Origin of the sequence: Enterobacter cloacae complex sp. I1M, assembly GCF_014982425.1 — a bacterium.
GTDB lineage: Bacteria > Pseudomonadota > Gammaproteobacteria > Enterobacterales > Enterobacteriaceae > Enterobacter > Enterobacter intestinihominis.
Genome location: NZ_JADCLG010000024.1, coordinates 47,347 through 68,401 on the forward strand (window position 1 = coordinate 47,347; position 21,055 = coordinate 68,401).

General features: G+C 57.8%; 15 protein-coding genes and 1 tRNA gene. 4 read left to right on the top strand and 12 right to left on the bottom strand.

Going from position 1 to position 21,055, the window contains the following annotated elements:
* Positions 1 to 89 precede the first annotated feature (89 nt).
* Positions 90 to 1,040 (top strand): HTH-type transcriptional regulator Cbl, encoded by a 951-nt coding sequence (gene cbl / locus INF86_RS15590; RefSeq protein ID WP_003859532.1) that lies wholly within the window; start codon positions 90 to 92, stop codon positions 1,038 to 1,040.
* A gap of 99 nt (positions 1,041 to 1,139) precedes the next feature.
* Here cbl and INF86_RS15595 read toward each other — a convergent pair.
* The 6 genes from INF86_RS15595 to INF86_RS15620 form a co-directional block, all read right to left on the bottom strand.
* Positions 1,140 to 1,215 (bottom strand) — tRNA-Asn (locus tag INF86_RS15595).
* A gap of 167 nt (positions 1,216 to 1,382) precedes the next feature.
* Positions 1,383 to 3,572: a TonB-dependent siderophore receptor gene (locus tag INF86_RS15600; RefSeq protein ID WP_063162911.1), complete on the bottom strand. Its 2,190-nt coding sequence runs from the start codon at positions 3,570 to 3,572 to the stop codon at positions 1,383 to 1,385.
* Between the two features lie 26 nt (positions 3,573 to 3,598).
* A complete protein-coding gene (locus INF86_RS15605) occupies positions 3,599 to 4,924 on the bottom strand; it encodes a lysine N(6)-hydroxylase/L-ornithine N(5)-oxygenase family protein (protein ID WP_023306541.1) in 1,326 nt (441 codons plus the stop codon).
* Positions 4,921 to 6,663 (bottom strand): aerobactin synthase IucC, encoded by a 1,743-nt coding sequence (gene iucC, locus INF86_RS15610; RefSeq protein ID WP_333018553.1) that lies wholly within the window; start codon positions 6,661 to 6,663, stop codon positions 4,921 to 4,923. Before iucC ends, INF86_RS15605 begins: the two co-directional genes overlap by 4 nt.
* Complete coding sequence (locus tag INF86_RS15615) at positions 6,660 to 7,607, bottom strand: GNAT family N-acetyltransferase (RefSeq protein WP_193543693.1); 948 nt, start codon at positions 7,605 to 7,607, stop codon at positions 6,660 to 6,662. The genes iucC and INF86_RS15615 overlap by 4 nt, the downstream gene beginning before the upstream one ends.
* Entirely contained in the window at positions 7,607 to 9,349 is a 1,743-nt protein-coding gene (locus INF86_RS15620; protein WP_165715601.1) for an IucA/IucC family siderophore biosynthesis protein, read from the bottom strand. The genes INF86_RS15615 and INF86_RS15620 overlap by 1 nt, the downstream gene beginning before the upstream one ends.
* Before the next feature lie 138 nt (positions 9,350 to 9,487).
* Here INF86_RS15620 and INF86_RS15625 point away from each other — a divergent pair, with 138 nt between their 5' ends.
* Entirely contained in the window at positions 9,488 to 10,696 is a 1,209-nt protein-coding gene (locus INF86_RS15625) for an MFS transporter (RefSeq protein WP_193543694.1), read from the top strand.
* On the opposite strand, the gene mtfA is transcribed toward INF86_RS15625, so the two are convergent.
* Positions 10,693 to 11,490, bottom strand: a complete 798-nt coding sequence (gene mtfA / locus INF86_RS15630) for a DgsA anti-repressor MtfA (RefSeq protein ID WP_022648578.1) — start codon at positions 11,488 to 11,490, stop codon at positions 10,693 to 10,695. The genes INF86_RS15625 and mtfA overlap by 4 nt on opposite strands.
* Before the next feature lie 266 nt (positions 11,491 to 11,756).
* On the opposite strand from mtfA, the gene INF86_RS15635 reads away from it, so the two are divergent.
* The gene (locus INF86_RS15635; RefSeq protein ID WP_023300505.1) at positions 11,757 to 12,659 is read left to right on the top strand and encodes a LysR family transcriptional regulator; all 903 of its coding nucleotides are present in this window, start codon (positions 11,757 to 11,759) and stop codon (positions 12,657 to 12,659) included.
* On the opposite strand, the gene INF86_RS15640 is transcribed toward INF86_RS15635, so the two are convergent.
* The 3 genes from INF86_RS15640 to INF86_RS15650 all read right to left on the bottom strand — a co-directional run bounded on the left by INF86_RS15640 (position 12,631) and on the right by INF86_RS15650 (position 16,283).
* Positions 12,631 to 13,419, bottom strand: a complete 789-nt coding sequence (locus INF86_RS15640; protein WP_048966300.1) for a substrate-binding domain-containing protein — start codon at positions 13,417 to 13,419, stop codon at positions 12,631 to 12,633. The two genes, INF86_RS15635 and INF86_RS15640, sit on opposite strands and share 29 nt — an antisense overlap.
* A 6-nt stretch (positions 13,420 to 13,425) precedes the next feature.
* On the bottom strand, positions 13,426 to 14,727 hold the full coding sequence (locus tag INF86_RS15645) for an MFS transporter (RefSeq protein WP_023300503.1): 1,302 nt from the start codon (positions 14,725 to 14,727) through the stop codon (positions 13,426 to 13,428).
* A 260-nt stretch (positions 14,728 to 14,987) separates the two neighbouring features.
* Positions 14,988 to 16,283: a serine hydrolase gene (locus tag INF86_RS15650; RefSeq protein WP_193543695.1), complete on the bottom strand. Its 1,296-nt coding sequence runs from the start codon at positions 16,281 to 16,283 to the stop codon at positions 14,988 to 14,990.
* A 95-nt stretch (positions 16,284 to 16,378) separates the two neighbouring features.
* Here INF86_RS15650 and INF86_RS15655 point away from each other — a divergent pair, with 95 nt between their 5' ends.
* Positions 16,379 to 17,284: a LysR family transcriptional regulator gene (locus INF86_RS15655; protein WP_193543696.1), complete on the top strand. Its 906-nt coding sequence runs from the start codon at positions 16,379 to 16,381 to the stop codon at positions 17,282 to 17,284.
* Here the strand turns inward: INF86_RS15655 and fumA are convergent.
* Positions 17,273 to 18,922: a class I fumarate hydratase FumA gene (gene fumA, locus INF86_RS15660; RefSeq protein WP_193543697.1), complete on the bottom strand. Its 1,650-nt coding sequence runs from the start codon at positions 18,920 to 18,922 to the stop codon at positions 17,273 to 17,275. The two genes, INF86_RS15655 and fumA, sit on opposite strands and share 12 nt — an antisense overlap.
* Before the next feature lie 52 nt (positions 18,923 to 18,974).
* Positions 18,975 to 20,483 carry an anion permease gene (locus INF86_RS15665; RefSeq protein WP_022648571.1) on the bottom strand — a complete coding sequence of 503 codons (1,509 nt, stop codon included), beginning with the start codon at positions 20,481 to 20,483 and terminating at the stop codon, positions 18,975 to 18,977.
* Positions 20,484 to 21,055: the final 572 nt, after the last annotated feature.

Genomic DNA, 21,055 nt, shown 5'->3' on the forward strand with positions numbered 1-21,055 from the left:
AATAAGCATAAGATGCTGGTTTTTATTATTTGTTCTCCAGCCCGGCTGACTCTAACAATAGCCTTATGTCAGATGCGCCGGAGTGAATCGTGAATTTCCAGCAACTTAAAATTATTCGTGAGGCGGCCAGGCGGGATTACAACCTGACCGAGGTCGCCAACATGCTTTACACCTCCCAGTCAGGCGTCAGCCGACATATCCGCGAGCTTGAGGAGGAGTTAGGCATTGAGATTTTTATCCGTCGCGGCAAGCGCCTGCTGGGCATGACGGAGCCAGGCAAGGCATTGCTGACCATCGCTGAGCGCATTCTCAACGAGGCCAGCAACGTTCGTCGGCTGGCAGATCTCTTTACCAACGACGCGTCAGGTGTGCTGACAATCGCCACCACCCATACGCAGGCGCGCTACAGTCTTCCGACCGTTATCAAAGCATTTCGTGAGATCTTCCCGGACGTACGTCTGGAACTGATCCAGGGCACGCCGCAGGAAATCGAAGTGCTGCTGCATAACGGTGGGGCAGATATTGGTATCGCCAGTGAACGGCTGAGCAACGACCCGCTGCTGGTGGCGTTCCCGTGGTTCCGCTGGCATCACAGCCTGCTGTTACCCGCCGATCACCCGCTGAATCAGGTTTCGCCGTTGACGCTGGAAGAGATCGTCAAATGGCCGCTGATTACCTACCGGCAGGGCATTACCGGACGCTCGCGCATTGATGAAGCGTTCAAGCGTAAAGGGCTCACACCGGACGTGGTGCTGAGCGCGCAGGATTCCGACGTGATCAAAACCTACGTCGAGTTAGGGCTGGGGATTGGCCTGGTGGCCGAGCAGTCTGGCGGAGAATATGAAGCCGGAAATCTGGTGCGCCTGGATACGCGTCATCTTTTCGACGCGAATACCGTCTGGCTGGGGCTAAAGCGCGGGCAGCTTCAGCGCAACTACGTGTGGCGATTTATCGAGTTGTGCAATGCAGGGCTGTCCGTGGATGAGATCAAACGCCAGGTGATGGAGCCGGAAGAGGTGGCGATTGATTATCAGATTTAGTCGCTAATCAGTAGGCCGGGTAAGGCGCAGCCGCCACCCGGCAAATTTACCGAACCCACAAAAGCAAAAAGCCTGCTTTAAAAGCAGGCTTTTCAAATTTGGCTCCTCTGACTGGACTCGAACCAGTGACATACGGATTAACAGTCCGCCGTTCTACCGACTGAACTACAGAGGAATCGTGTGAACGAGGCGCATATTATCGACCTCAGTGCGCCTTGTCAAAGGGGAAAACACCGTTTTTGTTCGTTTGCCGACAATTTCAGCAAACCGATGATTTAATAGCAAATTTGCTTTCAAATTGCACAGCAAATCGCGCCGCCCGCAGACAGGCGGCGCGCAGGATCAGAACAGAACGGAGTAGTTCAGACCAAACGTACGGCCACGGCCTTTATAAGTATAAAGACCCGGTGCACCGTAGGTTGGACTATACAGCCCCGGTGCGCGCTGGCCCCAGGCGGTGGTGTAGTCTTTGTCCAGCAGGTTCTCCACGCTGAAGCTGACTTTGCCCACCGGCAGGGCGTAGCTACCCAGGAAATCAACGGTGTTATAGCCATCAATCTTCTTACCGTCGGCGTCAGACACGTCGAAGGTTTGTGTGCTCTGCACGCGCAGGGCCCAGTCGCCCGGCGCCCAGTTCACCCATGCGCTGGCTTTCGACGGGCTGGCGCTGTCGACCGTCAGCTTCTGCCATTTCCCGTTTTCACGCGTTTCGGACTTGATGGCGTTAAAGTTCGCCCCGGTGCTCCAGTCGCTGTCGGTGAAGAAATAATCCACCTGGCCTTCAATCCCGTAGATACGACGTTTGTCGTCTTCCAGGTTGATGGTCATGTCACTCTTGTTGATGGTGATGGTTTTATCCGAGAGCGAGTAGTAGGCCGCCACCTGGGTACGCAGGTTATCGCCGGTGAAGCGCCAGCCCAGCTCGTAAGCATTGACCTTAATACCGTCCAACGTTGAGTCGTTCACGTTCACGCTGTTTTGCAGGCGATAGTGACCATCGACCAGCTGATAGGTGCCGGAGCCGTAGTACTTCGCCAGGTCCGGAATTTCGAAGCCCTGGGAGAAGTTAAACCACAGCTGTTGCTGTTCGGTCAGACGTCCAAGGATCCCGGCGTTAAACAGGAAGTTGTTGTAGTCGGTTTTCCCGCCCGGCACCGCGTCAGCGGAGGTGGCTTTGCCCGTGGCGATTGCCTGCTGCTGGGCGTAACCGACAAAATCGTCAACCTTGTTTTCGGTGTACTGGTAGCGCACGCCGCCGCTCAGGGTGATAGCGTCAATGTCATAGCTGGCTTGCAGGAACGGCGCGAGGTTGGTAATGCTGTATCCCGGGTAACGGCCCACGTTGTAGGCGTTGTCCAGCTCCATGCCGCCGCTCGCCGCCGCTTTGCTTAAGTCGAAGAACTGCTGGTTGGCGTCGAACGTTTCGTGATCGGCATCCACACCCCAGGTGAGGGTCAGGTCATCCATCGGCTTGCTGTTCAGCGTCAGCTTGCCGCCGTAAAAATCGGTTTTCTGCTGGGACGCGCCAATGCTGGTCACCGCGCCTTTGCTCAGCGTCGGGAACGGGTAGTAGGTCAGGCTCTCATCACGGTAGTAAATCTGCGCAACCAGATCCTGCCCCCAGAAGTCGGTGTTCGAGTACTGCAGGTTGATCAGGTGACGCTCTGTGCCCGGGATACGGTCAGAGTTCAGGTTGTCTTTGTTATAGGCTTTGGCATCGCCCGTGACCGCAGCGAAATTCTCTCCGAGGAACAGGCCGTGTTTGCCGTCGGATTCGCTCTTGTAGTACTGGGTGGTTAACTGGAGCTGCTGATGATCGTCGATGTTGATGGTGCCCGTTCCCATCACGTCGATACGGTCGGAATACTGCAAGCCGGTCTGGGTGTTATCGATAATCACCTCGTCGCCGTTGCCGTCATACCAGCCGCCGTAGCGCTGATAGGAGACCGACAGACGTCCAGAGGCATTGTCGTTGCCGCCGCTCACGGCTGCTGAGACGTTCTCATCATGGTCGTTATGGCTGTTAAACCCGCTTTTTGCCCCGGTCTGGAACTCCACTTCGGTCTCCGGCTGGCCTTTTTTGGTGACGATGTTCACCAGACCGCCGGTACTGCCGCCGCCGTACAGCGAGGTGGCGCCGGAAATGACTTCGATACGGTCAATGTTGAACGGATCGATAGAGTCGAGCTGGCGGCTGTCGCTGCGAGACGAGTTCAGACGTACGCCGTCCACCATCACCATCATGGAGCGACCGCGCAGGTTCATGCCGTAGTTGGTACGTCCCTGGCTGCTGACGTCCATGCCGGGGATCAGCTGGGCCAGCACCTCTTTAATCTCTTTCCCGCCCTGAACCTGCTGCTCAATTTCCGCCCGCTCTATAACCCAGGTGGTTTGCGCCATCTCTGCCACGCTGCGATGTGCCCGGCTGGCAGAGACCACAATATCTTCTTCCTTTTGTTCTTCCGCCCACGCAGAGGTAGAAAGCATGGCAAGTAAGCACGGATTTAAAACCCAAAGATGAGAACGTTTCATTGTTATGTTGATCCTGAATGTGTGTGTCAGTACTCGGTGGTCTTCATTAATGATTTAAAAACCTGGCTGCTCTCCGGGCTGGTGGTGCTCCGCCAGTGGATCACGCCGGGGGTGGTTGCCAGTTCAAACGGCTCGTCATCGTGAGCGCGATTCAGAATTCGCGCCGCGCGCCAGGCCATCAGGCTGAGCTGGGGTTCGGCAATACCGAGACGGTGCATCCCGGCATTGACGGCAAACAGGCGGTTGCTCTGCGGGCCGTCCCATTCAAGGGTGAAATCGTTGTTGATGCAGAAGGCTTCATCCTCATCCAGACGCAGTCGGGAAGAGAGCGGAGCGAGGAAAGCAGGCTGCACGGCGCGGTAGCCGGTGGCGAAAATCACCACATCGCTTTCAAGCTGTTCGCGACCGCCGTCCAGGTGATGCTGGATGCTCAGGCGCTGCCCGTTCTCCTGGCGCGTCAGCGCCGTCACCGAGCGGGACGGCATCAGGTGCGCCCAGGGTTTTTCGCGCAGCACTTCGAAGCGGTGATACATAGCACGATAGATGGCCAGCAGCGACTCCGTGGTGATCCCGTCGGAGGTCATCTTCTGCTCCTGCAACATCTGGCGACGGGCGTCGTCACCGAGGGTGGAGAAGCTGTCCACATACTCCGGCGTGAAATACTCGTTAGCAAACGCGGCTTCATCCAGCGCGTTGTAGTTGTTGCGACGCGAGATCCAGTTGAGGCTCAGCGGCTGGCCCCATTCCCCACGGAAGATATTCAAAAACAGATCCGCACCGCTCTGGCCGCCGCCGACGACGGTGACGCGCTTGCCTGCTAAATCCGGCGTGCGCAGCATCATTTCGCTGGCATGGAAGCAGGTGTCGTCCTGCGCGGTGACGCAGTCTGGCAGATTGATCTGCTTCCCAATCCCCACGCAGACGTGGCGCGCCAGGAAGCGATCCCGCTGGGTCACGACCTCAAACAGACCGTTTTGCTCATCAAAGCTGACCTGCTGCACCTGCTGGCTGAAGGCCAGATTAGTCAGGTTATCCGCCGCCCAGCACAGGTAGTCGGCAAACTCCTCGCGCGAGACGGTGCGCTGCTCGGTAGTGAGGAAACGGTAGAACTTTTTGCGCTGTACCAGGTAGTTCAGGAAGCTGTGGCGGTTGGTTGGCTCCACGGCGCTGACCAGATCCTTCAGGAAGCTGGTCTGCATGTGGCAGTCCGGTACCATCATTCCCGGGTGCCAGGAGAAGTGCGGCTTGCGTTCAAGAAACAGCGAGCTAAAACCGTCCAGCCCCTCTGCCAGCGCGGCAATACTGAGGTTGAACGGACCGATACCAATGCCGATGAAATCATAGGTTTTCATTGCGCTGACTCCTGGGAGACCAGAAAAAGAGGGTTATCAAGATCGCAGACGTAGTTCGGCAGCATGCGGCTGCCGCCATCGTGTTCAGAGAAGGTCAGTTTGACCGGGTTGAGGATCACGCGAATAATCTGCGGCTTAAACAGGTCGAACTTCGCGAAGCGCGCCGCAAGATCCGGATGGGCGGCCATATAGCGACGTATCACCTGCGCCAGGATCTGATAGAAGCGGGTTTCGCTCACGCCGCATTGCAGGGTGAGACGGGAAATAAAGCGCAGCACCGTGACAAAGTTGCCGGTTTGCAGGTCGTGGATGATGTAATCCGCACTGAGGCGTGCGGTGACGGCTTTTACCTGCTCCGGCAGGCTCTGCGCCTGCGGGAAATCCTCGTCCACCAGGCGCATGTCGCCCTGGAAATCCTTCAGCAGAATGCGCTGTGGGACGTAATCTTTCATCACCAGCGTGACGTTCTGGCCGTGGGCGATGAGCGCCACCCCGTAGCGGCAGAGCAGGTGATAGAAGGGGATCACCGTCGCCTCAAACAGCTTTTCCAGCCATGCGTCTGCGGTTAACCCCGAGCGTTTGATCCATGCGTCAATCAGCGGGCGCCCGTCGTTATCGGTTTCCATCAGCGCGGCCATCAGCACCGCCTGTTCGCCATCCTGTAAATAGCAGGATGGGTTCTCGCGCCAGATCACCCCCAGCATCTCCTGATAGCGGTACGGCGCCTCAGGCAATGCGGCATAACCCGGATGCGACAGATATCCGGCTGCGGGTTCGCCAAGCACCTGCGCCCCGGAGTGAATCAGCGTGGCATCGCTGGCGAACTGCTGCTGTAGCCAGCGCGAGGCCAGCGGACCGGCGGCAATATACTTGCCCGGAATACCGCGGTAGCAGGAAGTGTTGTAGATGGTCAGCGGCAGCTTGATGTCATACGGCGCGCGACGGCTGACGTTGGTCAGCGTGCGCAGGGACTGCTGCGCCAGATACTCATCGCCGAACTCTCCCAGCTCCACCATCTCACCGCGCGCGAGCTGTGCCAGGAAATGAATGGCAATTTTTTGCTGCCACTGCCACGGATGCAGCGGCACCGGCAGCCAGCTGTCGTCCAGATCCAGTTCCTGCCAACGGGCGTCGAATCGGTTGCGCTCGGCATCGTCCATGGCGCTGGCGAGCAGGGTGTTGATATCGCAATCGGCGTCACTGCTCCAGACCAGACGATCGCGTTGCACGGCGACCCAGTGCAGACGAAAACGCCCGCGATATTCCGGCGCGTACAGGCGCAGGGCATCCAGCCCCCAGCCGCGGCGTCCCTTGTTGAAAATAAACTTCGGGTGACCGCGCATAAAGCACTGTAGTTCGTCCGGGTCGAGGTGGATCAGCGCATCGGCATCCAGCGTGTCACGCGCCTGCAACAGCTGCATGTCGCCCCGCAGCGTGGCGTAGAGATCTTCCATGTGCTCCGCCGTTTGCGCGTCGCTCATCTCCAGCACGGTGGCCAGTTGCAGCAGCGCGTTTTCCGCTTCGACCGCCGCGCCGCTGGCGGTGGTGAGGGTATCAGGGTCAATATGCAGCCAGCCCCAGATCCCACGCGTGGCGCTAAACTGCCAGGTCGCGTTGCCCATACTGATGCGCCAGTAGTCCGCCGAAACCGGCTCGGCGCGCAGGGTGCGTTCATATTCCAGTTCAGCGAGGATCTTCGCCACCATCTCGCGGTTCACTTTCTGCCAGAGCGCGTTCACAGTTCCACCTCATGGAAGAAGCGGTGACGCTCGCTCATGATGAGACGGGAACGTTTGTGCGGAAAGTCGAACTCTTTCACGGTGTCAAAACCGGCAGACGCCAGATGGCGGAACAGACGCTGGTTGTCGAAGCGCGGTTCCGCCACAATGCGCGCCGTATGCGGTTCATCGAGATACAGATAGTGGCTGAGGCCGCGCAGCCAGCTGCGGATATACTGCGCCCCGCGCCAGTTCTCTTCGCCCACCAGCATGTGCAGCCCGCGGTCAAACGGCTGCCAGCGATAGTGGCGGCCAATGCGGTCTTCTGCCGCCCAGTAGAGTTCAAAATAGCCGAATGGCTGATCGTCAAAGCAGCCGATCACCGGGTAACAATAGGTCGAGTCGAGCTGACGGCGCAGGTAGTTTTCCTGCTCGGCCTGCGGGCCCGCCATCTCCCAGAAAGCGTTCACGCGTGGGGTGTTCATCCAGCGGGTAAAACGCTCGCCGTCCAGCGCCACGTCCGCCACGCGGAAGCTCAGGGTGCGCTTAATCTGCGGATCGTAACGGCGATACACCTCGCCCTGCGGGCGGTGAGGGCGCAGCGGGAAGTACAGCTGACGGCTTTCATCAAACTGCATTCCGCCGCTCGCCTGCGGGCGTTCGCCTTTCAGCCACAGCGGCAGCTGCCAGAAAATTTCACGCGCCAGATAATCTCCGTTTGCGAGGCTAAACAGCGCCTGCGCCTGAGGTTCATCCTGCCAGGCTGCCCACGGCAGGGTAATGCCGGTCAGGGCGGGCGCGGCAACAAACAGCTGGTCGAGGGCGTCCACCAGCCAGCCGTCCGGGAGCCCGGCCAGACGCGCAAGGACCGCGCTGCCGTCAAGACCCAGCGTCAGCGGCAGGTTTTGTTCCGTGGCCGTACAGCGAAAGCCGTAGCCGGAATGGACGATATTCGCGTTTGCCATCACGCCTTCTCCTTATAAAACGGGTTGCTAAAGTCGAAATAGATCACCGCCGGATCGACGATGGTGTTTTCGTTGCGATCGTGCAGGTAGCAGAAGAAGTTGCCTTTGCAGTTCCAGGTCGGGCTGTCGAGCACATAATCAAGGCAGCGGGTCTGCTTCGCCGTCGTGCGCAGTTTGGCCAGCGCGTCACGCACGCGGGGCATCAGGTTCTCTTCGCTGTCGAAGCCGGCAGCGGCGAGCGCGGCGGTGACGGCAAGGGTAGAGTTCAGCAGCAGGTAATAAGGGAAGTAGCGCAGCAGCTGGCTATCACCGAAGCGGTTTTCCACCTCGGTTTCGCCTGCCTCTTTCAGCCACGCGTCGGCCCCTTCGGTCCAGGCGCTGCCCTGACAATCGCGGTAGATCAGCCCAACGGGGAAATCCTGCTGCATCTCAACGAGGATATTTTGCTGGTGCGCCAGCAGGACCAGACCGTAGTCCGCCTCGGCGCTGAACAGCGGAAGCAATACGCGGTCGCAGTAGGCGTCCAGCCAGCAGCGGGCGGCCTGAGCGAGCGGGAGATCCAGACGCTGGCTCAGACGGCGCACCGCCGCCGCCAGCAGGCTGTCGCCGCCGTCCGGTGCCGCCTGGGTCAGGCTCACCAGCACGTTGGTTTGGGTATCTGGCGTATCAAACAGCAGGTTGACGCGCAGGGCCATCAGGCTCTCTTCCTGAATGACGCCGCTTTCATCGCGCAGCCCGGCCCAGCCGTCTTCCTGCATCACGCGCATGGTCGGGTAGCGCGCCTGGAGCTCCTGCCAGCGTGCCGTTTTCGCCAGCCGCGCCAGGCGCATGCCGCGCTTAACTTCTTTGACCGACAGCGTGCGCACGGAGTTGGTCAGCCGCACGCTGAGGGAAAACTTAATCATGTCGCTATTGGTTTCGCTGTACAGCGAGCGGGAAGAACTGGTAGGCAGCCACTGTGCGCCCGCCTCGCCAAGATCCCGCAGGGCGCCTTTTTCAACCAGACGCTGGCACCACGGCTGCTCCAGCAAATAGGCAGCCTGCCACGGATGCATCGGCAGCAGCCAGCGGGTGTCGGTGAAGTGGCCGAGAAGATCCGGCGCACTCTGGGCCGCGAAGCGCAGCAGACGTTCACGCAGGGAGACGTTCAGACTTTCCCCGGCAATCAGTTCATGCTCAACCGCAAACCAGCGCAGCGGGAAGCGCGAGGCGAAATCCGGCAGATAGCGGCGCGCCTCGGCCTCGTTAAACGGCTCGTGCGATTTTGGGGCAGGATGAAAAGCATGGCCGACCAGCAGCGCCTGTTCCGCTTCGGCAAAGGTCAGCGGCTTATCGCGCAGGTTTGCCCAGTTGTGGCGTAAATCAATGGCCTGCCAGGTGTGCGTATGGCTCTCCAGGACGCGCTGCTTAAAGCGGGCCAGCGTATCGGCGTCCAGAGCGCCTTTTACTGTCTCTTTTTCAAGAATGAAATCAATCAGTTGATGGAATGTGACCGTGTCACCGCCGTCGCTGTCGGCCTGAATCAGCGTGGCCGGGAAACAATACTGGTGATGCTGCGTGGGGGAGAAATAGCGTACCGGAACCCGGATGGCCTGGGTTGGGTAGAGCGGGATATGTATCTGCGATAACTCATCCGCACGGGTTGCGGGAAGATAGTGCCAGTCCTTCGTTTCGCGCAGCAGCGCGTTCAAAAAACACTGGGCCGCAACATCTGTACCGGCGGAGCGGGGCAGAGCACGCATAGATGTACCTCATTCCATGACTGATAATAATTCTCGTTATGATATTCATTCTGTTTACAGCCGCAACTATTTTTGCAATATTTGTTTTCATAAACTTCATAATTTCCACACATTTATTGACATTATCTTCACAATTCTATGCGCACCTGTACTGAGAACATCACTGACAATATGACCCCGAAGGCAAACTGGCCCCTTGCACTGGGCGCCGGTTTATTGGGTATCGGACAAAACGGTTTGCTGGTCATGCTGCCGCAGCTGGTCTCCCTGACCGGACTGTCGCTCTCCGTCTGGGCCGGGCTGCTGATGTTCGGCTCGATGCTCTTTTTACCCGCATCGCCCTGGTGGGGACGGCAGAGCGAGCGGCACGGCTGTAAGGTCGTGATGCTGGCCTCGTTAGGCGGCTATCTGTCGAGCTTCGTCCTGATGGCGCTGGTGGTCTGGGCGATGGCCAACGGCGCGCTGAATGCCCTCTGGGGAATGGCGGGCCTGGTTCTGTCGCGCATGCTGTACGGCCTGACGGTATCGGGGCTGGTGCCTGCGGCCCAGACGTGGGCCATTCAACGCGCGGGGCTGGATAAAAGGATGGCGGCGCTGGCAACGATAAGCTCTGGCCTTAGCTGCGGGCGTCTGCTGGGACCGCCTCTGGCCGCGCTGATGCTCAGCGTCAGCCCGGTCGCACCGCTCTGGCTGATGGCGCTGGCGCCGTTTATCGCGCTGCTTCTGGTGCTGCGCGAAGCCGCCGATCCCCCGCTGCCGCCGGTGGCGCACCAGTCGACGCGGTTACAGGCCTCTATGATGCCTTTCCTGCTGCTGGCGCTGCTGCTGGCGGCGTTGGTCAGCCTGATGCAGCTTGGTTTATCGCCGCATCTTCATCCGTTATTTAATGGCGATGCCGTGCAAATCAGCCATCATGTCGCCCTGCTGCTGAGCCTGGCCGCGCTGGCGACCCTGGCGGCGCAGTTTCTGGTGGTGCGCCCGCAGCATTTTAGCCCAAGGGTTTTACTCTTGATCGCCGCGGTCTTGATGGTGGCGGGGCTTGGGCTGATGTGTCTCGCCAGTTTAGCCCTGTTCTACGTGGGTATTGTCATCACCTCGCTGGGTGCCTCCATGGCCACGCCGGGATACCAGCTTTTGCTCAACGATCGGCTGACGACGGGCAAAGGCGCAGGGGTGATCGCCACCAGCCATACGCTGGGGTACGGGGCCAGTGCGCTGCTGGTACCCGTGGTGACGCGCTTTTACGGTGAGCAGTTTTTGATTACTGCCGCATGGGGAATGGCGCTGCTGTTTCTCGCGGTGAGCGTGTGGGTACGATCGACCGATCGTACCCCTGCTGAACATTAGTGGAACGGATGAGAGGAGGTGCTGGCTGCGTCCTCACTTTGCCGCAGACGCTGGAGCGGATCCTGCTGGTAAAACTGGCAGAAACGCTGCCACAGCGCCGGGAAGCGTGGGGCAAAAAGCTCAGGTGCGCTAAAGAAATACTCGGACAGCACCGCGAAGCACTCGGCGGGATCGGTCGCGGCATAGGCATCAATGCTGGCCGCGCTTTCACCCACCAGGTCTATCTCATCCTGAATGTTTTCCATCGCCGCGTGCAGGTCGTGCTCCCATCCCGCGACTTCACGCAGCGGGATCAGCGGCACGCCGCTGGCGCGATCGCCGTTGCGGGTATCCAGCTTATGCGCTACTTCGTGAATGATCAGGTTGAAGCCCGAGGCATCGAACGAGTCCTGAATATCCAGCCAGTTGAGGATGATCGGCCCTTGCTGCCAGCTCTGCCCGGACTGCACCATACGCTGGTTGTGCACCAGCCCGATGTCATCCTCCCACTCATCATCGACGATAAACGGCGCCGGGTAGATCAGCACTTCGTGGAAGCCATCCAGCCATTCGATACCCAGCTCCAGTACCGGTAAGCAGAAGAGCAGGGCGATGCGCGAATTTTTAAGCGGATCCAGTTCGAAGCCCTGTAGCGGCACCAGCCGTTTTTGCTGTAAAAAACGCTCGGCCAGCTGAATCAGCTTTGATTGCTCTTCAGGCAAGAGATTCGCCAGCACGGGGATCGCCAGAGCCTCATCCCAGGGCAGCGCCATATTTCGACCAGCTTCGTTCGTTTTCCAGGGCCACTTAATCATCGCTTTGCTCGTTACTCGCACGTGAACAAAATGGAAAGGTCAGGGGCTGTTAGCATGCCAACATACTCTGTTAAGCAGTATGACACTCCTCTTCGGCGGCATGCAGACTGGCAGCCTGTTTAAGAGGAATCCAGCCCGCATAAACTATCACTATGTGCCGTAAGGTTGATAGCGCTTTAGGGGTATCCCCTTCATTTTGTGAAGTATGTCGTACGCGGCTATGATAAATCTCTTCTTACCCTACCGTGCTTAAGGATCCCGTCAGTATGCCCGTCAATTTTGACCTCAACGATCTCTACGCCTTTCGTGCTTTACTGGAATACGGCAATTTCCGTCTTGCGGCAGAATCTATTTGCCTTTCCCAGTCGGCGTTGAGTCGCAGAATTGAAAAGCTGGAGGCGGCACTGGGGACAAAACTGTTCGACAGAACTACCCGGCGCGTCACGCTGACCCTGTATGGACAGACCTTTGCCGACCGGTGCGGGCAACTGCTTGTCGACGTGGAGTCCATGCTTTCGGATATCGATAAGGCCAGCGAGGAGCGCACGGGATTAATCACCGTGGCGACGGTGCCGTCAGCCGCCTGTTACTTTATGCCGGATGTGATCCGCCGCTTTCAGTCTCGTTACCCCCGCGTGCGCATTAAACTTATCGACAGCAGCGCCGGAAATGTTATCGAGGCCGTCACCCGCGGACAGGCGGATTTTGGTATCTGCTTTGCACGGAGTTTACAGCCCGACATCGAGTTTGTCCCGCTGGTGGAAGACGTCTACGTGGCCGCCTGCCGACGAGACAGCCCGCTTGCAAAAAGAAAAAGCCTGACGTGGCAGGCTTTTTATCAGCAGGATTATATCGGTCTGGATAAGACCTCCGGCAACCGCAATCTTCTCGACCAGCGGGTCGGACATATTCGGCCTGAGCGCCCCAGCATCTGCGAAACGCGGCACGTGACGACTATGCTCGGGATGGTTGAAGCCGGGATCGGCATTGCGGCCGTTCCCGCCATGTCAATGCCCCGCGCAGAGCATTCGCTGCTGACGTCGGTGCCTTTAACAGAGCCAGAGGTCAGGCGAACCGTGGGGTTGATTCGCCGCCGCGGGCGGATCCAGTCCTACATTGCTGCCGAACTCGAAACGCTGATCACCGAGCAGTATCGCGAGGTGCACTGACGGGCGTTAAGCCCGTTGCCGTAATGACGCTGGCCGCCTGTGGCGAGGAGAGAAAGGCCAGCAGCGCTTTTCCCTGCTCAGGATGGTCGGCCTTCTGCGTTACGGCTCCGGCGAAACGGGTAATGTACTGTATGTCGTCAGGCAACTTACCCACAAACGTCACGCCCGGGACCGGCAGAAGCTCGCTCACCTGCTGAAAGCCGAGATCGTATTTCCCTTTTGCCACTTCAGACGCCACCGGGATGCGCTCAACCCGGTGCGCTTTATTTTGGACCTGGCCGTCGATGCCCAGCTTACGGAACAACTGGCTCTCAACATACCGGCCGCTGGCGCTGTCGGAATAAGCCATGGAATGCGCCTTCAGCAGCGTTTGCCGCAGGGCGGGTACCGTACTGATATCCGGCACCGGCGCGCCCGCTTTGACGACCATCCCGACGGGCGAATCCGCCAGCTCCACGCGGGAGCCCGCCGCCGTCCTGCGATCCTGTTCCAGTTTCGCCAGCGCATCTCCCACCATAATCACCACGTCCGCTTTTTCGCCCCGGGCGAGCCGGGCCGGAATGGCCTGCGGTGTTTTGCCCATCGACGGGCCGGAGACCACAATGAGCCTGTCGCCGCTTTGCGCTTCGTACTGCGGCGTCAGCTTCTCCAGCGCCGCTTTGAAGCCGCCAGAAATCATCACCGTCACCTCCTGCGCAAGCGCGCCCGCGCTGAGGGTGGTGAAGGTCAGGGCGGCAATCACCGTTCTGAATGTAAGCATGAGGGATCACTCCTTAACGGCGGTTTGCAGAATTAACGTGCGACGACGATAGAGATAAAGCGTTGCCAGCAGGGCGCAAACGGCGGCAAAGCTCATCCAGTAGCCCGGGGAGGCTTTGTCGCCGGTGTACTCAATTAAGGCGGTAGAAATCACCGGCGTGAAACCGCCAAAGACCGCCGTTGCCAGGCTATAAGCCAGCGAGAAGCCTGCCACGCGCACCTCTGCTGGCATGATCTCCGTCAGGGCCGGGATCATCGCGCCGTTATACAGGCCGTAGAGGAAAGAGAGCCACAGCAGCACGGTCAGCATCATGGAGAAACTCGGGGCTGCCGCCAGCATCGTCAGTGCCGGATAGCTGGTCGCCAGCGCCAGCAGCGTCATGGCGATCAGCACCGGTTTGCGTCCGAAGCGGTCCGACAGCGCGCCGCCAATCGGTAGCCAGATGAAGTTAGAAATGGCTACCAGTAGCGTGACCAAAAGACTGTCCGAGGCGCTGAGCATCAGGACTTTTTTACCGAAGGTCGGTGCGTAAACGGTGATCAGGTAAAACGCGGTGGTGGTCATCGCCACCATCAGCATGCCCGCGATGACTACTGGCCAGTTGGCGAGCAGCGTTGTGAAGACCTGACGCATCGCCAGATGGTGGCGACGGGCGCTGAATTCCTCGGTCTCCTCCAGCTTGCGGCGCAGGAAAAAGATGAACGGCACAATCAGACAGCCAAACAGGAACGGAATACGCCACCCCCATTCGCGAATGGCACTCTCTTCCAGCACCATATTCAGCGCAAAGCCCATCGCCGCCGCGATCATAATGGCGACCTGCTGGCTACCCGACTGCCAGCTGGTGTAGAAACCCTTGCGGCCCGGCGTGGCGATCTCCGCCAGATAAACCGAAACCCCGCCCAGCTCGGCGCCTGCCGAAAAGCCCTGCAACAGGCGGCCAGTCAGCACCAGTAGCGGCGCCCAAAGGCCAATGCTCTGATAAGAAGGGATCAGCACAATCAGAAAGGTTCCGGCGGCCATAATCGACAGGGTGACGATCAGCCCTTTACGGCGGCCCACTTTATCAATGTAAGCCCCCAGCACAATGGCCCCGATCGGACGCATCAGAAAGCCCGCGCCAAAGACGGCGAAGGTCATCATCAGTGACGCAAATTCACTGCTTGCCGGGAAGAACGTGTGGGCGATGTAGGTGGCATAAAAGCCGAACAGAAAGAAGTCGAATTGCTCAAGAAAGTTGCCCGACGTGACGCGGAAAATCGCGCCCGCTTTCGAGCGAACCGTTGCAGGTGAGGTTGAGGAAACCATGATTATCTCCAGTTTTATAGTGACGATATGCTCGTCTGTTTCTGAAAACTGGATCAGGAAGTGGAAATTGATAAGCGCAAATCGCGCATGGACTGATGCGTGTGGTGCATTAATGACAAAGCGTTGACCAGTATTTACATATTCAACAATAACTTAACATTTCGGTGATCTTTTATTTACCACATTTCGCTAAGTTGCTGATATATCAGTTTTGTGACACCGCGCAGGTGAGAAGCCAGGCGGGGCCTGGCTTGGGATTATCAGCGCAGCGCGTTCGCAATCGCGCTAGACATCAGCGACGCTTCCAGCGGCTGGGCGCTGAATGACGGCTCTGCCTGCGGCCAGGTGGACCACTGGACGATAACCAGTTTTTCTTTCTGATTAACCACGATCATCTGACCAAAAATACCCAGCGCCCACAGGGAATCCTTCAGCGAATTTTCGACTTTCGGCTCCACGTTTGTGGCGGTGGCCGGCACTTCGTTGTTCCACCACTGGTAGCCGTACAACCCCTTCGGATGCGCCTCGGACACCGATCCTTTGGCCTGTGTCCAGGCTGAGGACTGTTTCACCCAGCCCTCGGGGAGGATCTGCTTTCCGTCCGGCAGCGTACCGTTATGCAGGATAAACTCCCCGAAACGCCCCCAGTCTTCCAGCGTGGCGTTGAACCCATGCGCACCCACGTCGTGCTGGCCTTTGCTGTAGGCATGCCACACGCCGTCGCTCGCCATGCCGTACGGCTGCCAGATGCTTTTCTCCAGATACGCCGCGAGCGTCATGCCGGTGGCGCGCTCAAGCACATCGCCTAACAGCCAGGCGCCACCCGAGGAATAGGACCAGTTTTCACCCGCCGGGTGTTCACGGTGTAATCCTTTCACCAGGGTGCGCACGCAGTCGTAGGTGCCCGGTTTCGCTTCGCATTCGGTAAGCCGGGCGAAGTCTGACTGCGGGTTAGTGTAATCTTCGTTCCACGCCACGCCCGAGGTGTGGGTGATGAGCTGTTTTAGCGTTACGCCCTCCCAGGCGGTGCCTTTTAAATCCGGTTCGTACTGGGTGATGAGGTCGTCCAGTGAGTGGATTTTACCCTCTTTTATCGCAACGCCCACCAGCGCGGAAACCACCGATTTGCCCACGGAACGCGACGTCCAGAGCGTTGTGTTGGTATTGCCTTCTCCCAGGTATTTATAGGCCACTTTGCCATTTTTAAGCACCAGCATGCCGCTGACGTTCTGGCGTTTCAGGTAATCCTGAAGATTGTAAATCTTACCCTTCACCTGATAGCGGGCATCGGTGAGCGGTTTTTCTGCGGGCAGCAGCGGCGTTGCGTTGCCGTGGCGGAACACATCGCCCGCGTAGTTGCGGTAGTCATTGCGAAAGCCCACCACGCGATCGGCCTGGCTCCAGGTGAGCATGGTATGTGCGTCCGGGAGTCTGGCATCGAAAGGCGCCGGACAGGTCGTGAGGTCGGTACCGTTGCAGGCCGCCATGACGGCGGGTGAGAGCAGGCTGCTGACAACCAGCGCCGCGAGCAGCGTGCGGTTTGTTTTGATTTTCATATTTATCTCGTTTGGCTCAGGAAGGACTTCAGTTTAAGAACCTGCGGCCTATAATAAAAAACGCGTTATGGGGGAAAATCCCCCGGAAAAATCGCGTGGAGAATGACGTGGCATCCCTGATCTATTCCTTTGCCCAACTTGAGGCGTTCACCGCCGTCGCTGAGCACGGCAGCCTGATGAAGGCGGCCAGTAAACTCGGCAAAGATCGTACAACCTTGCGGGATCTGATCGATTTTCTTGAGGATGGGCTGGGCTACGCGCTGTTCCTGAGGGAGGGGCGCAGCCTGCGCCTGACGCCGGAGGGGGAGCAGCTTCAGCGGCAGGCGCACCTGCTGATGCGGCAGGTCAAAGCATTTGAGGCGTTTGCCCGATCGGTGCCCGACAGCGCCACGCAGGACATTGCCCTCGTTTACGATCCGTTCACCCCCAGAGCTTTTTTACAGGCGCTGATTGCCACACTGGCGGCGAAAAAGATCCGCCTGAGCCTGACCAGCGCATCGCGCGATGAGGCGGAAGCCATGCTGGCGAACGGTCAGGCCGATCTGGGGATCTGCCAGGCGCGCAACCGCAGCGTGGGCAATGAGATGGAGTGGCGGGCGCTGGGGGCGATCGAAATGGATTTTTACGCCGCAACGGCGCTTTTTGCGGAGGTTGCGTCGCCGGTGTCGCTGCTCGATCTCTCTCTGGTTCCGCAGGTGATTATGCATGCCGCGTCAGATGAGCCGGTTGCCCGTCGCCTGCAAATTTCAGGGCACACGCTTTTCACTAACGAACTGGAGATGCTGCGCGGCCTGCTGGAGAAAGAGTGCGGCTGGGGATTTTTGCCGACGCATCTTCAGGCGGCGCGATGGCAAAACGTAAAAAGGCTGCACACCGAAGTGGGCAGCCAGGGGATCGGTCAAACGATGGTGACGATCTGGAAACCGGGCAGCGACAAGCGCGGGTTAATTAATGAAACGCTGTCGCTGCTGCCATCATTGTGGAAAGACTCAGCGCTGTGAACAGCCTTTGCACTGCTTGTTCTGGATCTGCTGGAAGAAATCGTTGCCTTTGTCATCCACCAGGATAAAGGCCGGGAAGTTCTCCACTTCAATTTTCCAGATCGCTTCCATACCCAGCTCCGGATAAGCGACGCACTCCAGGCTCTTGATGCTGTTTTGCGCCAGCACCGCTGCCGGGCCGCCGATGCTGCCGAGGTAGAAGCCGCCGTGCTTATGGCAGGCGTCCGTCACCTGCTGGCTGCGGTTACCTTTTGCCAGCATGATCATGCTCGCGCCGTGGGATTGCAGTAAGTCCACATAGGAGTCCATACGTCCCGCAGTGGTCGGGCCGAGTGAGCCAGACGCGTAACCTTCTGGCGTTTTGGCCGGGCCTGCATAGTAAATCGGGTGATCTTTGACGTACTGCGGCAGTTCTTCCCCGTTGTCGAGCAGCTCTTTCAGCTTCGCATGGGCGATGTCGCGCGCCACAATAATGGTGCCATTCAGCGACAGGCGGGTGGAGACCGGGTGCGCGGAAAGCTGCGCCAGAATATCGGGCATCGGCTTGTTCAGATCAATGCTTACTACGTCGCCTTCTCCCTGCTGGCGCAGGGATTCAGGAATATACTGGCCCGGATTGTGCTCCAGCTTCTCAATCCAGATCCCGTTGCGGTTGATTTTCGCTTTGATATTACGGTCAGCGGAGCAGGAGACGCCCATGCCGATTGGACAGGAGGCACCGTGGCGCGGCAGACGGATCACGCGAATATCGTGCGCGAAGTATTTCCCGCCAAACTGTGCGCCAAGGCCGAGGTTTTGCGCTTCCTGAAGCAGTTCCTGCTCGAGCTGGACGTCGCGGAACGCCTGGCCGTGCGCGTTGCCTTCGGTTGGCAGGCTATCGTAGTAGCGCGCAGAGGCGAGCTTGACGGTTTTCAGCGTGGCTTCCGCTGAGGTGCCGCCGATAACGAAGGCGATATGGTAAGGCGGGCAGGCCGCGGTGCCGAGGGTCCGCATCTTCTCAACCAGATAATTTTTCAGCTTCGCCGGGGTGATCAGCGCTTTGGTTTCCTGATACAGATAGGTTTTGTTGGCGGAACCGCCGCCTTTCGCCATGCAGAGGAATTTGTACTCGTCACCATCCACGCTGTAGAGGTCGATCTGCGCGGGCAGGTTGGTGCCAGTATTCACCTCTTTATACATATCCAGCGCCGCATTCTGCGAGTAGCGCAGGTTGTCTTCAATATAGGTGTTATACACGCCCTGGCTCAGCGCTGCTTCGTCACCGCCGCCGGTCCAGACGCGCTGGCCTTTCTTACCCATAATAATCGCCGTGCCGGTATCCTGACAGGTGGGCAGCACGCCTTTCGCCGCAATCTCGGAGTTGCGCAGGAATTGCAGGGCAACGTACTTATCGTTCTCGCTGGCTTCCGGGTCGCTCAGAATAGCCGCAACCTGCTTCTGGTGAGAGGTGCGCAGCATAAACGCTGCGTCGTGGAAGGCCTGCTGGGCCAGCAGGGTCAACGCCTCTGGCTCGACTTTCAGCACTTCCTGACCGTCGAACTCGGCAACGGAAACGTGCTCTTTGGTCAGCAGATAATATTCGGTGTCGTCATGCGCGAGTGGGAAGGGGTTCTGGTAGATAAAGGGTTTGTTTGACATAGCTTGCTCCACAAAAATTTAACCGCCGGAGGAAATGTCCGGCGGTCAGAAATCAGAACATCATGGACATCCACGGGTAACCAATCAGCAGCAGAGCTGCCAGGAAAATGGCACCGAAGATGGTGCCGAGGCGCCAGTAGTCTTTGGTTGGCAGGTAGCCGCTACCGTAGTAAATCGGGCTTGGGCCAGTACCGTACGGGGTGATGATCCCCATCACGCCCAGCGAGGTCACCATCAGCAGGACGAACACTTCCATATTCATGCCCGGAATGGTGGAGGCGATGGTCAGCATCGCAGGCAGCAGCGCCGTGGTGTGCGCGGTGGTGCTGGCGAACAGGTAGTGCAGCAGGTAGAACGCCAGCAGCAGGACGATGGTGGCGACACCCGGCGAGATACCGCTCATTAGCAGGCCGCCTTCTTTACCCAGCCAGCTGATAAAGCCGGTGGAGGAGAGACCATCCGCAAGCGCCACCAGGGTGGCGAACCAGACGAAGGTATTCCACGCGGCTTTGTTGCCGGTGATGTCGTTCCACTCCAGCACGCCGGTCCACAGCATCAGGCCAACGATCAGCAGGGCAGCCATGGCCGGTTCAATCCACGCCGCGGCGAAGATCCACATCAGCAGCGCGCAGCACACGAATACCAGCAGCAGGATCTCATTGCGCGACAGTTTGCCCAGTTTTTCCAGTTCGCGGGTCGCCCACAGTGGTACTTCATTGTTTACCTTCACTTCTGGCGGGTAGAACCAGTAGGCCAGCAGCGGCATGGTCAGGATCAGCAGGATACCCAGCGGCAGGAAGGCGAGGAACCAGGTCCCCCAGGAGATATCAATTCCAACGGTGCTTTTCACCAGCGCCAGTGCCAGCAGGTTAGGTGCCAGAGCGGAAAGGAACATCGAGCTGGTGATACAAGCCGCGGTGATTGCCACCCACATCAGATAGGAACCGATTTTGCGCGCGCTTGGGTCGTTGGGTTTTGAACCGTACAACGGCGGCAGGTTAGCGATAATCGGGTAGATGGTCCCACCGCTGCGCGCGGTATTGGACGGGGTGAACGGGGCCAGCAGCAGGTCCGCGAAGGTAATGGCGTAACCGAGCGTCAGGCTGCGACGGCCCAGGTACTTCACCAGAATCAGCGCCAGACGGCGGCCGAAGCGGGTTTTGTCGTAGCCTGCGGCAAACATAAAGGCACCGAAAATCAGCCAGACGGTGGAGTTACCAAACCCGCTCACCGCCCATTTAAAGGAGGCGCCCGCCAGCTTGAATTTCGGGTCAGCCAGCTGTTCGGGGCTAAAGAGCACCCACTGGCTGCACAGCGCAATCGCCACCACGCCGGTGAGGCCGATTACGGCGCCCGGCAGAGGTTCGAAAATCAACCCGACGATGACGCCAACAAAGATGGCGAAGTAGTGCCACGCATAAGGCGGCAGACCTTCCGGAACGGGGACAAACAACAGCAGGACGGCGACAATGACGGGCAGGGCCATCATCAGCAGGCGTTTTGCTGTTCCATTTGATGCCAGATTCGCCGCAGGAGGCGTTACAGCAGTTTTTGTTTTCATAGTTTCACGTCTTAAGTTGTCAAAAATTCGTCGTACAGCGAAAACACAAATTCGATTGCTTTATTCGTTTTGCTTTTTTTAGTTATTTAAGGTGCGTTTTTGTGTTTTCAGTAATAGCGATTTAACGCATTTTTGTTTGCGCTAAATAAAAAATGATGATGTTTTTATATTGCGCCTTTGGATGCCATTACTATTGATCGCGATCAAAAAAACAGAATTGAGGACGTAATTTTATACTTTTTATAATAACCACTCTGAGTAGTGTGGTTATTCGCTATTTTTAAGCATTTTATTTATCAATTTTATAACATTATTAATTTGGGACGTGTTTTATGTTTTGATTTTAAAGGATTTTTGATGTGTATGGTGTATTGGTTTTACCATTGTTGATTTAACTTTTTTTAAATTAATGTGAACGTATAAAACATTCACGCTAACACCAATGTGTTATTAATGTTATCGCAGGGATTAAATAGTTTATTAACTAACGTAATGGCTTTAGAAACTAAAAAAAGCTTTATATTAATGTCATGACATCGGCGAAAACACAAATAAAAAATCCATACCGATAA